We start from the raw sequence: 14,440 nt of genomic DNA, 5'->3' as shown, positions 1-14,440 counted from the left end.
GGGATCGCCAATGTCCGTCAGGAGTGACCAGGAATACCTGCGAGCCGTCCTGCGAGCACCGGTCTACGAGGTGGCCGAGAAGACCCCGCTCGAACCGATGCCCAACGTTTCCAAACGCCTCGACAACACCGTGCTGGTGAAGAGGGAGGACCGTCAGGCAGTCCACTCCTTCAAGATCCGCGGCGCCTACAACCGGATGCGCAACCTCACCGAGGGGGAGCGTCACGCCGGGGTGGTGACGGCTTCGGCCGGCAACCACGCCCAGGGCGTCGCCCTCTCGGGTGCCCGGCTCGCGGTCAAGGCCAAGATCGTCATGCCGAGACCCACTCCGACGATCAAGGTTGACGCGGTGCGCCAGCTCGGCGGCGAGGTGGTCCTGGCCGGGGATTCCTTCGACGAGGCCAAGGCCCACGCCCTCGAACTGGCCGAGAACGAGGGACTGACCTACGTCGCCCCCTTCGACGACCCGATGGTCATCGCTGGCCAGGGAACCATCGGCCTGGAGCTCATCCAGGAGGCGGCGGACGTCAACCGGATCTTCGTACCGGTCGGTGGTGGTGGTCTTGCCGCGGGGATCACCGTCCTCGTCAAGCAGCTCATGCCCCAGGTCAAGATCATCGGCGTGGAGCCGGCTGAGTCGGCTTGTCTGGCAGCCGCAATGGAGGCCGGTGAACCCGTCACCCTGGATCGGGTCTCGCTGTTCGCCGAGGGGGTCGCCGTTGCCCGGATCGGTGACGAGACCTTCCGCATCCTCAAGAACCATCTCGACGACGTCGTCACCGTCGACTCCGACGAAATCAGTGCTGCCGTCAAGGACCTCTTCGACGACGTGCGTGCCGTCGCCGAGCCGGCCGGTGCCGTCGCGCTGGCCGGGCTCAAGAAGTACGTCCGCGCCCACGACGTCCACGGAGAGCAGCTCGCCGCCGTCCTCAGCGGGGCGAACCTCAACTTCGGGTCGCTGCGTCACATCGCAGAACGCGCCGAGATCGGTGGTCGTCGCGAGGGGATGTTCGGAGTCATCATCGACGAGCGTCCGGGAGCCTTCCTGGACTTCTGCCGACTGTTGGGTGACCGCATGGTCACCGAGTTCAATTATCGACTTGCTGACGACGACTCCGCTGCCATCTTCGTCGGCGTGCAGTTGGCCCATCGCGACGAACGCTCCGAGATCGTCGAGATCTTGAGCAGTGCCGGGCACCTCGTCGTCGATCTGTCCGACGACGAGGCGGCCAAGACCCATGTCCGTTACATGGTCGGTGGGCACCCGTCACGTTCCGTCGGGGAGAAGGTCGTCTCCTTCGTCTTCCCCGAGTCGCCGGGAGCGCTGACCCACTTCCTCACCACCCTGGGCACCCGGTGGAACATCTCCCTGTTCCACTACCGTTCCTTCGCAATGGACACCGGTCGGGTGCTGGCCGGGTTCGAGGGTGCGGCTGACGACCCGGACCTGCCGACTCACCTCGACGACATCGGGTACCCGTGGAATGACGTCTCGGACTCCCCCTCGTATCAGATGTTCCTCCGGGAGCGTTGAGAGCTACGTGGAAGACTTGTGACATGACTGAGAAGGATGCGACTCGCGACGAACGCCCGTGGGCACTGGTGAGCGGGGCCAGTGGTGGCCTGGGGCAGGCATTCAGCCGTCACCTGGCCAGCTGCGGAGCCAATCTCGTCCTGACCGGACGCCGTCAAGACGTCCTCGACGACCTTGCCACCAAACTCACCACCCGATACGGGATCCGCACCATCGTCCGTCCCTGCGACATCGCCTCGGCATCCGAGCGGTTGACCCTGGTGGAGGACATCGCCGGGCGCGGCATCATCATCGACACCCTCGTCAACAACGCTGGGTTCGGTGCAGCTGGCCGGATCGCCGAGACCGACCCGGTTCGTCAGACCTCCCAGGTAGAGGTCAACTGTGAGGCCGTCGTCCACCTGTGCGGTCTGCTGCTGCCGGGCATGATCGCGGCCAAGCAGGGGTCGATCATCAATGTCGCCTCCACCGCTGCCTTCCAGCCCATCCCCCAGTTCGCCACCTATGCGGCGTCGAAGTCCTTCGTGCTGTCCTTCACGAAGGCGCTGTGGGCCGAGACCAATGGCACCGGGGTGCGGGTCACGGCGGTCTGTCCTGGCCCGACGGAGACCGGATTCTTCGACGTCGCCGGTGTGCCGAGGATGGGAGCTGGAACGCGTCGTCAGCCCGACGATGTGGTGCGTACTGCCTTCGACGCTCTGGCCCGTCATCGTCCCTACGCCATCGACGGATTCATCAACCGCGCCGTCGCACGGTTGGCTCCACACCTGCCACCGCGTCTGGTGATGACTGAGGCGGAGAAATACCTCAAGATCTGACGACTACTTCGCCGTCACAACCTTCTCGTCAGCGATGCGGTTTCCTTCCCGGATCACCACGTCATACTCCCCCTTGGGTATGGTGACGGTGGCGCTCCACGGGCGCCACCTGTCACCGTCAGTGGCCGAGATGTTGATCTGCCCGCTGGTGACCATCTGATTGCCCTGGGGGGACCTCACTTCGTACGTCATGACGGAAACCGTCGGCTGGGCGAGACCGCTGATGGTGATCTTGCCGGACGGCACATCAGCACCGGCCTGTGGCGTGTCAACCCACACCCGGGCGCACTGAGCAAGACCTTCGTCGACGAAATCCGTGGCGGGCTTGCCAATGATCGGTAGGTTCGGCGAACCATCAACGAGGATTCGCACCGATTTGTCACCGGTGCGGTCACCGACGGCCGCCGTGGCGGTCACGACGAGCTGCTGGATGGCCCTTTGCACCTGTTCACCATTCTTGAACTGGCTGAAGGCGGACGCCGACAGGTCGATGGTGATGCGTTTTCCCTTGACCGATGCCCGGTTCACCTGGCCAGCTGCCCACCCGGATGTGTAATTCGGGTCGAGGGGCGCGACGTTGAGAACCGCCCCAACTGCCGTTCCCAACAGGTCGCCGAGGGTCGGCAGGTCACGCAGCTCACGGTGGATGAGCCCGTCGTCACGACCCAGGTAGAAGACATCCAACCCAGTCTGAACGGTCGGCAGGGACTGGTCGCTGGCCTGCGGAGTTCGGGCAGCAGGTGCCGCTTCCGAATCGCTCGTCGTCGAACTGTGATTCGAGCCCAGCAGGGGGGACAGAATGCCAAGCCCCAGTGCCACCAGACAGGCCAGGGCGACGATCCAGTTGGCGGGAAGGCCACGACGCGGTTTCCGGGAAATCTGAGAGGTGATGGCGTCATAGCCGGAGTTCGGACGGATCGACTCCATGATGGTTTCCAGGGCTGAGCGCACGACCGCCTCGACCCTGGGATCGGCGTGGCCGGGATTCGTGTGGGAATCAGGACGCAACGTCTCACCGATGGCAGTCAGACCCTTCGTCTCGTTGTTGTGAACGCCATTGACGCTCATGCCCAAGGTCTCGGCGATCTCGTCGTCTGACAGATCTGCTGTCGCGAATTTGAGGACCAGCACCTCACGCTGTCGGGCCGGCAGCCCCCGCAGACACCAGTACGCCAACTCGTCGGGGGCTTGGGGAGGAGTTGTGTCTCGTTCTGCCGGTTGTCGGCCCCTGGCCTTGTTCACGACGGCGGTGCGCAGATACGACACGGCATGCTGATGGGAATGCAACCGCGGATCGCGCCGGTAACTGGTGACAAAGGCTGCGATGACGGCAGCCTCGGCCACCCGCTGGTCTGCCAGCAACAGGGTGGCCAACCTGACGAAGGCGTCCCACTCCTCTTGGTAGAGCTGGGGAAGCCAATCATCATGGGATTCGGAGAAGGAACCCTTCATGTCAGATGCCGGCATACGAATGCAAGCCGTTGAAGATCAGGTTGACGCCGATGAAGTTGAACCAGAAACAGGCCACACCGATGATCGCGATGATGGCAGCCGGGCGTCCGCGCCATCCGGCTGTGGAGCGGGCGTGCAGGTAGGCCGCGTAGACCACCCAGGTCACCAGGGACCAGGTCTCCTTGGGGTCCCATCCCCAGAACCGACCCCATGCGTAGTCAGCCCAGATTGAGCCGGCCGCGATGGTGAAGGTCCAGATCGGAAAGCCGATGGCATGTGCACGGTAGGCCAGGGTGTCCATGGACTCCGGGGGAGGAAGCTTGGCGAGCAATCCCCTGACGGGAATTCCAGTCCGCTCAGCCTTCGCCCGGGCGTTCATCGAGATGAGATACATGATCGAGGCAATGGCACCGACGTTGAGCGCAGCAGCAGCAATACAAGCCGCGACAATGTGGATGACGAACCACACCGAGTGCAGGGCCGGGACCAGCGGCGCGACGGCCACGTAGAACACGGTGGCTGCCAGGCCATTACCAACGGCCAGCAACAGGGTGACGGCAATGCCCATCCACCTGACCTGGCGGACGGCGACGAGGACGAGGTACGCGATGACGACGAAGAGCAGCGCCGAGGTGACGAACTCGTACATGTTGCCCCAGGGCAGCCGATGTGCCGCGATACCACGGCAGACGACGCCGATGGTCGCGCAGATGGCACCCAGGACGGTGAGGTTGAGGCCCATCCTCCCCCACGTCTCGGATCTCAGCCGCGCCTTGTGGCTGGGGTGCTCGACCCCGCGAACACTGGCCCATTCCACGACGTGAGTCAGGAAGGCAAGCATGTAGAGCACCGCCGCGGTGACGATACCGACGGCCGACAGATTCTCCACACTCACGACTGGGCCTCCTTGATGTCGCCTGACATGCTATCTCCGTGTACCGCAGCCAGCAGAGAGTTTACATCGTCCACCGCACCGGATCGGGAGTCACTGCGGTCCAGGCCACCGATCTCCACCTTCAAGCCCTCCTCGATGGGCGTCATTCTCATCCACACCCGTCGCGACCGTGAGAACAGACTTAAGCACAGACCGGCCACTGAGAGCAGCACGGACAGGAAGGTCAGCGGTAGACCAGGGGTCTGGGACACCTGGATCTTGGCCCAGCGCTGCCAGCCGTTGAACTGGATCGATCCTCTGCCGTCGGGCAGCTTGTATCCCTGCCCCGGCGACAGCACGAATCGGGACTTCTCCTTGCCGTTCGTCACCTGGGTCATGCCGGTCGTGTCAAGGGTGTAGATGTTCGACGGAACACCCGTCTCGCCGGCCGGTTTGCCGTACCAGGCGGTCAGGTACAGCTGCGGGTTGAGGGCATCTGGGAAGAGGGAGGTCGGGCCACCAGCCGTGATCGTGCCGGTCGGTAGGAAGAATCCCTGGAAGGCCAGACGATCCGGGCGGGCGTCGGGGGCCTTGATGACACCGACTGACTTGAAGTTGCCGTCCTGAGGCAGGAAGACCACAGGACCCGAATAGGCGACCTTGCCATTTCCGTCGCGGACGAGAACGTCTGCGGCGTAGCCATGGCCCAGCAGATGGACCTTGGTCGAGCCGATCCGCAGCGGGTGATTGACCTGCAAGTCTCGAGTCTCGGTCGTGCCGTCCACGGTGAGGTCGACGGTGGCGTCGAAGCTGCGAGCAGCACCACGCTGAACCGTGCCGGTCTCGAAGGAGGCTGTGAACTTGCGCAGCTTCATGGAGAACGGGGCCAGATCGTCGGTGTCGACCATCGACCCTGCCTTGAACTCGTCGTACTGGGTGATGTTGTTGGAGAATCCCTGACCCTCGACGACAACCGAGGTTCCCTTGAATCCCCACAGGGTGTTCCAACCGACACCAACGAGCAGGAAAACCAGAAAGACGTGGAAGATCAGGTTGCCCGTCTCGCGGTGGCGTCCGGCCTCGGCACGAATGGAGCCATCGTCGTCAACGACGAACCGGTACCGTCGGACTTTCAACCACTCCCGGGCTCGCTTGTCGACCTCCTCGGCCGAGTCAGAGATGGTCGTCGAGGCATGGGCTGCCAACCGGTCCAGCCTGGCGGGCACGCGAGGAGGCTGCCGGCGCAAGGCCTTCACGTGACTGATGATGCGCGGAATGATGCAGCCGATGAGGCTGATGAACAGCAGCAGGTAGATCGCCGAGAACCACACCGAGGTGTAGACGTGGTACATCCCCAGCGGCCGGTAGATGCGATCCAGGGTGGGGTGGTTGGCGGCAAAGTCGGAGACCTTGATCGCGCTGTTTGCGGTCTGCGGCACCATCGACCCCGGGATGGCTGCCAGGGCCAGCAGGAACAGCAGGATGAGGGCCGTCCTCATGCTCGTCAGCTGACCCCACAACCACCGCATGGATGCGCCGAAACCGAGTCCGCCGCTCCCACGAGCCGAGGTCGAGCTCCTCGGATCCGTCACTTTCGCGTCCTTCACGGAATCACCCATCAGATCACCGCCCCGAACTTGGCCGCCCAGGTTCTCAGCATCGCCATTATCGACTCCCACCACCCGGTGACCAACAGCACGCCTATGGCCATCATGAGCACTCCTCCGACACGCTGCACGACGTGTTGGTGGGCACGTACCGCGTCGACCGTGCGACCGATCCACACCAGAGCCGCAGCGGCAGCGATGAACGGGATACCCAGCCCCAACGAATAACAGGTGGCCAGTACTGCCCCACGAACAGCGGATCCTTGGGTCAATGACAGTCCGTAGACCACCGAGAGGGCCGGTCCGATGCACGGGGTCCAGCCCAGCCCGAAGACGACTCCCAGGATCGGCGCAGCAGCCAGTCCCGCTCGGGGAAGGCGATGGATTCGCAGTTCGCGTCGTCCCAGCGGTACAAGGCCGGCGAACATGGCGCCAAGCAGGATCGTCAAAGCTCCGACGATGATCTCAATGGTTCGCCGATGACCCATGAGTGCCCGGCCGAGGGTACCGATGACCGTGCCGGTCGCGACGAAGACAACCGTGAAACCGATGACGAAGAGAATCGTGCCCGCCACGGTGCGGGCCCGACGTCGGCCCTCGATGACGTCGGCCGCGCCCAAACCCGTCACATAGCTGAGGTAGCCGGGGACGAGGGGCAGGACGCACGGTGAGAAGAAGGACAACACACCAGCGAAGACCGCCACCGGGATCGCTCCGGCCATCGATCCCGTCAGTGCCTCAGCGGCCCAGGACCCCAGGTCAAGGGGCGTCACTGGCTCTCCTTGGCAACGTCATTGATCGCCTGAACGAGGGTGGCGGTGCTCACCTCTCCCAGGAATCGAGCGGCTGCACGGCCCTTGCGGTCGATGACGAGGGTGGACGGGATGGCTTTGGGAGGCAGCTCGCTGAACTTGAGAAGCATCGCCCCGTCCGGGTCGTAGAAGCTCGGGTACGTGATGTCGAAAGCTCGGGAGAAGGCCTGAGCCGGACCTGGATCCAGGTCTCGGGTGTTGATGCCGTAGAAGACGGCGACATCCTTGGTGCGACCGGTAGCCTTCACCAGGGCTGGGGCCTCGTGACGGCAAGGGGCGCACCATGATCCCCACACGTTGAGGACGATGACCTTGCCCTTGGCGTCAGCGGTGCTGATCTCCTTGCCGTCCAGGTTCTTGCCGGTGAGGACGGGGGCAGGCTCACGTTTGTCGGCCGGAACCCTCGACCAGGATCCGTCACCGGCCGCAAATCCCTTGTCGTCACTGGCTGAGGTCGACGAGCACGCCGAGACCCCGGTCACCATGAGGGTTGTCACCGCGAGGACGGTGATGAGCCGAGTCCTCACTCCCGTGCACCACCTGCGGAGATGTTGGCCCGACGGTCCTTGGCCGGGATGAGGTCGCGGGCCGGTTCGCAGTAATCGACGCGCACGATGCGACCGTCGAGCACACCGAAACTCGTCACGGAGGCGAGGGTGCACTGACGGGAACGCGGATCGTGGGGAAGATGTCGCCCCTCAGCTGCGCAACGGGCAATCCAGATCGGCAGCTGATGGGAGACGACGAGGGCCTGTCCGCCCTCAGGAATCTCCTCGGCGGCACGCATGATCGCCCGGGTCATTCGCTCGGCGATCTCGACGTAGGGCTCTCCCCAGCTCGGGGTGAACGGGTTCGACAGATGACGCCAGTTACGAGGATTGCGCAAAGCCTTGTTGCCCTTGCCGAAGACCTGCCCCTCGAAGACATTGGCCGCCTCGATGACGTCGGAATCGACACGCACCTCGAGCTCCGGGTGCACAGCGGCGATGGGGGCCATCGTCTCCCGGGCGCGCTCCAGCGGGGAGCTCACCAGGGCGGACAACTCAACACCAGCGAAATGCTCGGCAGCACGAGCGGCCATTCGTCGTCCCAGTGGTGACAGGTGGTATCCAGGCATACACCCGTACAAGACCCCGGTCGGGTTGTCGACCTCACCATGACGCAGCAGGTGGACGGTCGTCGTGGCACCCATCGTCTCCCCTTCCGATACCTCGCGGACCGCAGAGCCCGCCTCTGCCCATGACCCTACGTCATAGGGCTGTGTCAGCGTCAGCGTGATGGGTGACGGCCCCGACGCTTGCGCTGGGAAGGCCGAACGACCGGCAGGCCCTTGGCGACCATGTCGTCACGACGCTTCGCGGCGAAATCGGCGAGGGCGTCAGCAAGGCTCAACGCAGTCGGCTCCGGGGCGATGACGTCGACCGTCAGACCGTGCTCCCGGCAGGTCTCGGCAGTGCGCATGCCCACGGCAGCGACGACGGTGTGCTTGTGCGGCTTGCCGGCGATACCGACGAGGTTGCGCACAGTCGTCGAGGAGGTGAAGACGACGGCGTCGAACTTGCCGGTCTTGATGGCCTCGCGGGTCTCGGCTGGCGGCGGAGCGGCACGAACGGTGCGGTATCCGACGACATCCTCGACCTCCCAGCCCAGTTCGGACAGGTCGGCCGACAGGGACTCGGTGGCAATGTCGGCACGCGGCACGAAGACTCGGTTGATGGGGTCAAGGGCCTCGTCGAAGGCCGGGAACACTGCGGCCAGGGCGCGGGTGGACTGCTCCCCGGACGGCACCAGGTCAGGTCGCACTCCCCACTCGGCCAGAGCGTTGATCGTCGACTCGAAGATGGCTGCGATGCGCAGACCCGAGTAAGCGCGGGCGTCCAAACCGATCTGCTCCAGCTTCTCGGAGACGGCCCGCACGGCATTAGCGGAGGTGAAGACAACCCACTCGTAGCGTCCCTCGACGAGACCGCGAATGGCCTTGTCCATTTGCTGCGGGGTACGCGGAGGTTCCATCGAGATCGTCGGGACGTCGAGGGAGTGAGCGCCGTAGCTCTGCAGACGCGAGGGCAGGGTCGCGGAGTGGTCGCGGGTGCGCGGGATGAGGATCCTCCAGCCGAACAGCGGCTTGGACTCGTACCAGTCAAGCTGTTCGCGCTCCGGAGCCTCGACGACCTTGCCGATGGCAATGTGAATCAGCTCGGCGTCGGCCAGCCGAGCGGACTTGGCGGTCTGCGGCAGCTCACCGAGGGTGGTGGTGTGGGTGGTCTGCTGGGTCGTTGCGCCGTGGCAGATGAGGGCTGCCGGCTCATCCTCGTTGCGGCCAGAGGCAACCGCATGCTTGACGACCTCCTTAACCCGGCCAGCCGAAGTGTTGACGACGACGAGTCCGTTGGCCGACCAGGTCGATCCCCTGCCCGCGATGTCTCGCTGACAGGCGGCGTCACCGATGAGCTGGACGTCATGGCCATGGAGGGCCAGACCGGCGTACTCCGGAACTGCCGTCATCCCGGTGACACCGGGAACGACGTCGACGTCGTGGTCGGCGCGGGCCACGGCAGCGGCCTCGGCACCGATGTCGCCATCGAGGAAGGGGTCCCCGCTAACGAGACGGACGACCTCAAGTCCCTGGGAGGCCGCATCAATGATCGTGGCGGTGACGTCGGCGCAGTGTTCCGCGACCTTGACCGGGGTGGGTGCGCCCGTTCCGGGCTGGCTGGGCAGGACGGCTGCCTCTTCGTCGGGGCTACCAGCCGAGACGATCCTGACGTCGGAGTGGAGCTCCAGGAAGTCGCTGCCGAGCAGAATGCGGTGTCCTGGGCACGAAATGACGATGACCTGAGCGCGATTGATGGCGTCAACGGCCCCCAGGGTCAACAAATTCGGATCTCCTGGGCCAGTACCCACGAACTGCACCCTGGCCTGGGCCGACGCGGTGCCCAGATCACCGGCCGACTGTGGCGTCGGCTGGAGAGCCTCGTCAGTCATCTGGAGTCCTTCCGGTGTCTGCCGCCATGCCGGGCGGTGTGCTCCAACATTGGGCATTGAGGTCAATAGTGCTGGTCTGCGGGGCAACGTGCAAACCTGCCCGCCCGCTGGACGTTCCGACTGTCAGGGCAGCACCGCCGGAAGAGCGGGGCCATCACACAAGGCCGACATGAAGGTGTCGGCGTCAAGGGTCCAGTAGGCAATGAGGGTGCCGTCGACGAAGGTGACCGGGACGTGGTCGCCCCAGCGGGAGCGCAGGTCCTCATCGGTGTCGACGTCGACGATCGTCGGCTCAGGCACGAGATCGCAGTGATCCTTTCTCATCTGTGCAACGAGTTCGATGACCTCATCGCACAGATGACACCCCTGGCGGGTGACAACAACGACGCGCCCCTCGACCGGCGGGTCGAGGGGCCGTGATTCACCGCTGCGAGGGGCAGTCGTGTCATGCCGATGTCGTCGCCACATGCACAACCGCCCGAAGCGTCACTTGCCGGCGCGACGACGCTGAATACGCGTCTTCTTGAGCAGCTTGCGGTGCTTCTTCTTCGCCATGCGCTTGCGACGCTTCTTGATCACGGATCCCACGGTCAACCTCTTTCGTTGGAACTGGAAGTTTGGTGCACCCGGGTGGGTGCGAAGTTCTCGGCCCACCGACAAGGCGGACAAAGGATTACTTTACGCTGTGATCTGCAATCGAGCCAAAAACGCCGCGCTGACCCGTCAGGACACGCCCGCCGCACGGTCTCGACATGCCGTCATCGCATCGGCGAAAGTGGCGCGCAGCCCCCCAGCTTCCAACTCAGCCAGGGCCGCCGCGGTGGTCCCGCCGGGGCTCGTCACCTCGGAACGCAGCACTGCCGGGTGCTCATCTCCGGCCAACAGCTCGGCCGAGCCGGCCAGGGTGGCGACGGTGAGCTGGCTCGCCTGGTCGCGCGGCAGTCCCATGGCGACGGCAGCGTCAATCATTGCCTCGGCCACCAGGAAGACGTAGGCCGGGCCGGAGCCCGACACGGCCGTGGCGGCATCATGCAGTTTCTCGGGCACCTCGATGACCCTCCCGACCGTACCCAAGATCTCGACGACCTTCTCGCCGGCCTCCTCAGCACCTGGCGCCGGGCTGACGATGAACGCGCCCTTGCCCACTCGGACGGGGGTGTTGGGCATGACGCGGACGACATTGCCCTGCCAGGCAGCGAGCAACTTCTCGGTGGTGACACCGGCGGCGATGGAGATGATGATCGCGTCATCCTTGAGGGAATCCGCGACCTCCTCCAGCACTCCGGCGGCCGCATAGGGCTTGACGCCGAGAATGATGAGGTCAGCGTCACGGGCAGCCTCGGCGTTGTCCGCCGTGGTCTTCACGCCCAGAGTCCTGGCGATCTCGTCGCGGTGGGACTCCGAGCGCGCCGTCGCCACGACATCGTCAGCCTTGACCGTGTCGGCGTCGATGAGCCCACCGATGAGGGCTCCAGCCATCGTCCCGCAGCCCAGAACCGCAACCTTCCCGCTCATTCGGCAGCCACCAGTTCGGCCAGTTGCACGGCATTGAGGGCGGCACCTTTTCGCAGGTTGTCCGCGGAACAGAAGAACACCAGCCCCTTGCCTGCCGGGGCGGACTGATCAGGGCGGATACGCCCGACCAGGGACGGATCGGTTCCGGCGGCAGAGCGAGGATCCGGGACGTCGACGACCTTGACACCCGGAGCCTTCACCAACAGCTCGGTAGCCTTCTCGGGGCTCAGATCGTCACGGAATTCCGCGTGCACCACCAGCCCGTGGCCGCTGTACACCGGCACCCGCACGCAGGTTCCGGCGACCAGCAGATCCGGGATGTGGAGGATCTTGCGCGACTCGTTGCGCAGCTTCTGCTCCTCGTCGGTCTCGCCGGTGCCGTCATCAACGAGGTTGCCAGCGACCGGGACGGCGTTGAAGGCGATCGGCGCGACGTAGGGCCCGAAATCATCGACCGGTACTCCCCGTCCGTCCAGGGCCAGGGCAGAGGGGCCGTCGATGGCTGCGGTCTGCTCGGTGAGGGCGCGCACTCCGGCGACGCCCGATCCGGAGACCGCCTGATAGGTGGCCACGACGAGACGGGTCAGTCCGGCAGCGTCATGAAGCGGCTTGAGCACCGGCATGGCCGCCATCGTCGTGCAGTTCGGGTTGGCGATGATCCCCTTGGGACGCTTGGCGATGTCCTCGGGGTTGACCTCGCTGACGACCAACGGGACGTCAGGGTCGCGTCGCCAGGCCGAGGAGTTGTCGATGACGACGGCCCCGGCAGCAGCCACTTTGGGAGCGAACTCGCGAGAGGTACCGCCACCCGCGGAGAAGATCGCGATGTCAAGGCCTGAGAAATCAGCCGTCGCAGTGTCCTCGACGACGACCTCACCGTCTTCCCATGGCAACTTCTGGCCGGCCGAACGGGCAGAGGCGAAGAACCTCACCTTGTCAGCGGGGAAATGACGCTCCGCCAGCAAGGTGCGCATGACCCGACCGACCTGTCCAGTGGCTCCGAAGACTCCAAGCTTCATGCCGCCCATGGTAGGGGCATGTCACGACAGGTCCGCGCAGTGTCCGAATGGACTCACAACCAACTGACGTGACCGACCAGATAGGCGTATCCGATGAAGGAGACGGTGTCGAGGAAGACGTGGGCCACGATGAGGGGCAGAAGTCGACGTCTCTTGGAGAAGACCCATCCCAGGAAAAGACCCATGATGATGTTGCCGAGGAAACCACCCCAGCCCTGGTACAGGTGGTAGGTGCCGCGAATGATGGCTGAGACGACGATGACCATCGTCGTCGACCACCCGATCTGACGCCACCGCGTGAACAGGTAGCCGACCATGACGGTCTCCTCCAGGACCGCATTCATGAGGGCCAGACCAATGAGTACCGGAACCATCCACCACACATGCTGCAGTTGGGAAGCCTGAACCGTCGTGTTCAGCCCCAGTGCGCGAGCGGCGAGGTAGAAACCAAGCCCGGGAATGCCAATGATGACGGCCAGGATCGCTCCGGCGCCGACATCCTGTCCCCACCCCGGCCCTTGCAGACCGAGGGCGTGACGAACACCCTTGCGAGGGGGCTTGACCTGGGCGAGCAGGAGCAGAGCCAGCAGGGCCGGTGCGACACCGAAGACGATGTCAGACAACTGGTAGAGCAGATCAAGCCAGGGACGCCCGGGGGTCACCGAGGAGTTGAGCTTCGAGGCCTGTTGATCCATCGGCACACCGCGGGTGAGTCTCTCGATCATTCGCAGAATCGAGTACCACGCGGACTGCCCCAGGCTGACGGCCAGGAGGAAGATCGTCTCCCACAGCAGGCGCCGATCCGCCAAGTGGTCCCCCATGATTCCCCGGCGAGGGGTCTCGTCCAGGCACCGGCGAGGGGGGACGGTGCCCCTGCCATTCCACATCGTCAACGCCTCTCCACCAGCGACCTTCCGAACAGCCAAATATTGCCCGGTCTCTCGACGATCCGTCGAGTGCAGTACCGGTACCAATCACGGCCATAGGGCAGATAAACCCTCACCCGGTGGCCAATGTCCACCAGCCTGCGCTGCTCGAGAGGACGAATTCCTTGCAGCATCTGAAATTCCAGGGACCGATCCAGACTCGCCATGAGCTGCTCGCCCAGGGCGACGAAGACCGGATCATGGCTGGCCAGCATCACCGTCGAGGGGCCGGTCATGAGGGCACGCAGGCATGCCGCCATCCTCAGATCGACGTCATGGGGATGGATCAGGGTGACCGAACGAGGGCCGGTGTAGGAACCCTTGCACAGCCTGATGCGCCTCCCCGGAGCGGCCAGTTCCCTCACCTGGGTGAGGGAATCGTGGCGGGCCGCCTGAATGACGATGCCGGTGTTCTCGTAGTCCTCCAGCAGGTCCATGCCGATGCGGTGGGAACGATCATGGATGTCCGGGCCCTCGTCGTCCACCGTCACGGCGACGTGGTTGTCGCGAGCGATATCGCAGATCTGCCTGGCGTTTTCCCGGGCGAGCTCGTCGTCAACTCGCAGTCCAAGAGCCGCGAGGCTGATGGAGACCTCGCTGTGGCCACCAAACGCCGGATCGGCACCGAGCCTCTCGATCACTTCGCACAGCCCGACCGTCGCCCGGCGAGCCTGGGCGACGTCGACGGCGGCGGGGTCGAGGGGATGCAGGCTGACGTCCAGACCCTTGAACACCTGGTCGGCAGCCTTCTCGATGGCTGTCCCGACGTCCTCACCAGCGACATAGGTCGCGGCGATCTCACGGGCCAGCCGTGACTGGGAAACCTCGTCGGCAATGGTCGGATCCATCGCCAGTTGCATCGCGAGACGTCGACCCGATGCAAGCAGGGCCCCGCCAC

15 protein-coding genes are annotated in these 14,440 nt (G+C 64.7%); 2 read left to right on the top strand and 13 right to left on the bottom strand.

Translation table 11 applies throughout. The features are described from left to right. Positions 1 to 10 precede the first annotated feature (10 nt). Positions 11 to 1,534, top strand: coding sequence for a threonine ammonia-lyase, biosynthetic (ilvA, locus tag HMPREF9153_RS06685; RefSeq protein WP_004810545.1), 1,524 nt, complete (start codon positions 11 to 13; stop codon positions 1,532 to 1,534). A gap of 23 nt (positions 1,535 to 1,557) precedes the next feature. Further along, positions 1,558 to 2,352 (top strand): SDR family NAD(P)-dependent oxidoreductase, encoded by a 795-nt coding sequence (locus HMPREF9153_RS06680; protein ID WP_004810543.1) that lies wholly within the window; start codon positions 1,558 to 1,560, stop codon positions 2,350 to 2,352. 3 nt (positions 2,353 to 2,355) lie between these two features. On the opposite strand, the gene HMPREF9153_RS06675 is transcribed toward HMPREF9153_RS06680, so the two are convergent. The 13 genes from HMPREF9153_RS06675 to HMPREF9153_RS06620 form a co-directional block, all read right to left on the bottom strand. Beyond that, positions 2,356 to 3,819: a GerMN domain-containing protein gene (locus tag HMPREF9153_RS06675; RefSeq protein ID WP_004810542.1), complete on the bottom strand. Its 1,464-nt coding sequence runs from the start codon at positions 3,817 to 3,819 to the stop codon at positions 2,356 to 2,358. Further along, on the bottom strand, positions 3,806 to 4,699 hold the full coding sequence (gene ccsB / locus HMPREF9153_RS06670) for a c-type cytochrome biogenesis protein CcsB (protein ID WP_004810540.1): 894 nt from the start codon (positions 4,697 to 4,699) through the stop codon (positions 3,806 to 3,808). Before ccsB ends, HMPREF9153_RS06675 begins: the two co-directional genes overlap by 14 nt. Beyond that, entirely contained in the window at positions 4,696 to 6,297 is a 1,602-nt protein-coding gene (gene resB / locus HMPREF9153_RS06665) for a cytochrome c biogenesis protein ResB (protein ID WP_004810538.1), read from the bottom strand. Before resB ends, ccsB begins: the two co-directional genes overlap by 4 nt. Continuing rightward, positions 6,297 to 7,007 carry a cytochrome c biogenesis CcdA family protein gene (locus HMPREF9153_RS06660; protein ID WP_050796916.1) on the bottom strand — a complete coding sequence of 237 codons (711 nt, stop codon included), beginning with the start codon at positions 7,005 to 7,007 and terminating at the stop codon, positions 6,297 to 6,299. The genes resB and HMPREF9153_RS06660 overlap by 1 nt, the downstream gene beginning before the upstream one ends. Positions 7,008 to 7,054: 47 nt before the next feature. Further along, the gene (locus tag HMPREF9153_RS06655; protein WP_004810534.1) at positions 7,055 to 7,624 is read right to left on the bottom strand and encodes a TlpA family protein disulfide reductase; all 570 of its coding nucleotides are present in this window, start codon (positions 7,622 to 7,624) and stop codon (positions 7,055 to 7,057) included. After that, positions 7,621 to 8,289 carry a histidine phosphatase family protein gene (locus HMPREF9153_RS06650; RefSeq protein WP_004810532.1) on the bottom strand — a complete coding sequence of 223 codons (669 nt, stop codon included), beginning with the start codon at positions 8,287 to 8,289 and terminating at the stop codon, positions 7,621 to 7,623. Before HMPREF9153_RS06650 ends, HMPREF9153_RS06655 begins: the two co-directional genes overlap by 4 nt. 77 nt (positions 8,290 to 8,366) lie before the next feature. Then, a complete protein-coding gene (locus HMPREF9153_RS06645; RefSeq protein ID WP_004810529.1) occupies positions 8,367 to 10,082 on the bottom strand; it encodes a bifunctional uroporphyrinogen-III C-methyltransferase/uroporphyrinogen-III synthase in 1,716 nt (571 codons plus the stop codon). A 123-nt stretch (positions 10,083 to 10,205) separates the two neighbouring features. Continuing rightward, positions 10,206 to 10,550: a glutaredoxin family protein gene (locus HMPREF9153_RS06640; RefSeq protein ID WP_036979687.1), complete on the bottom strand. Its 345-nt coding sequence runs from the start codon at positions 10,548 to 10,550 to the stop codon at positions 10,206 to 10,208. 18 nt (positions 10,551 to 10,568) lie between these two features. Beyond that, positions 10,569 to 10,670 carry a 30S ribosomal protein bS22 gene (locus tag HMPREF9153_RS11920; RefSeq protein ID WP_002550589.1) on the bottom strand — a complete coding sequence of 34 codons (102 nt, stop codon included), beginning with the start codon at positions 10,668 to 10,670 and terminating at the stop codon, positions 10,569 to 10,571. Positions 10,671 to 10,805: 135 nt separating this feature from the next. Continuing rightward, on the bottom strand, positions 10,806 to 11,597 hold the full coding sequence (proC, locus tag HMPREF9153_RS06635; protein WP_004810526.1) for a pyrroline-5-carboxylate reductase: 792 nt from the start codon (positions 11,595 to 11,597) through the stop codon (positions 10,806 to 10,808). Beyond that, positions 11,594 to 12,625 carry an aspartate-semialdehyde dehydrogenase gene (locus HMPREF9153_RS06630; protein ID WP_004810524.1) on the bottom strand — a complete coding sequence of 344 codons (1,032 nt, stop codon included), beginning with the start codon at positions 12,623 to 12,625 and terminating at the stop codon, positions 11,594 to 11,596. Before HMPREF9153_RS06630 ends, proC begins: the two co-directional genes overlap by 4 nt. Positions 12,626 to 12,669: 44 nt before the next feature. Next, entirely contained in the window at positions 12,670 to 13,440 is a 771-nt protein-coding gene (locus tag HMPREF9153_RS06625) for a CPBP family intramembrane glutamic endopeptidase (protein WP_203335092.1), read from the bottom strand. A 65-nt stretch (positions 13,441 to 13,505) separates the two neighbouring features. Then, complete coding sequence (locus HMPREF9153_RS06620; protein WP_036910023.1) at positions 13,506 to 14,402, bottom strand: proline dehydrogenase family protein; 897 nt, start codon at positions 14,400 to 14,402, stop codon at positions 13,506 to 13,508. Positions 14,403 to 14,440: the final 38 nt, after the last annotated feature.

Origin of the sequence: Cutibacterium avidum ATCC 25577 (genome assembly GCF_000227295.1) — a bacterium.
Lineage (GTDB): Bacteria > Actinomycetota > Actinomycetes > Propionibacteriales > Propionibacteriaceae > Cutibacterium > Cutibacterium avidum.
The sequence above is the reverse complement of the archived record's forward strand: the minus strand, read 5'-3'. Positions and strand labels throughout refer to the sequence as shown.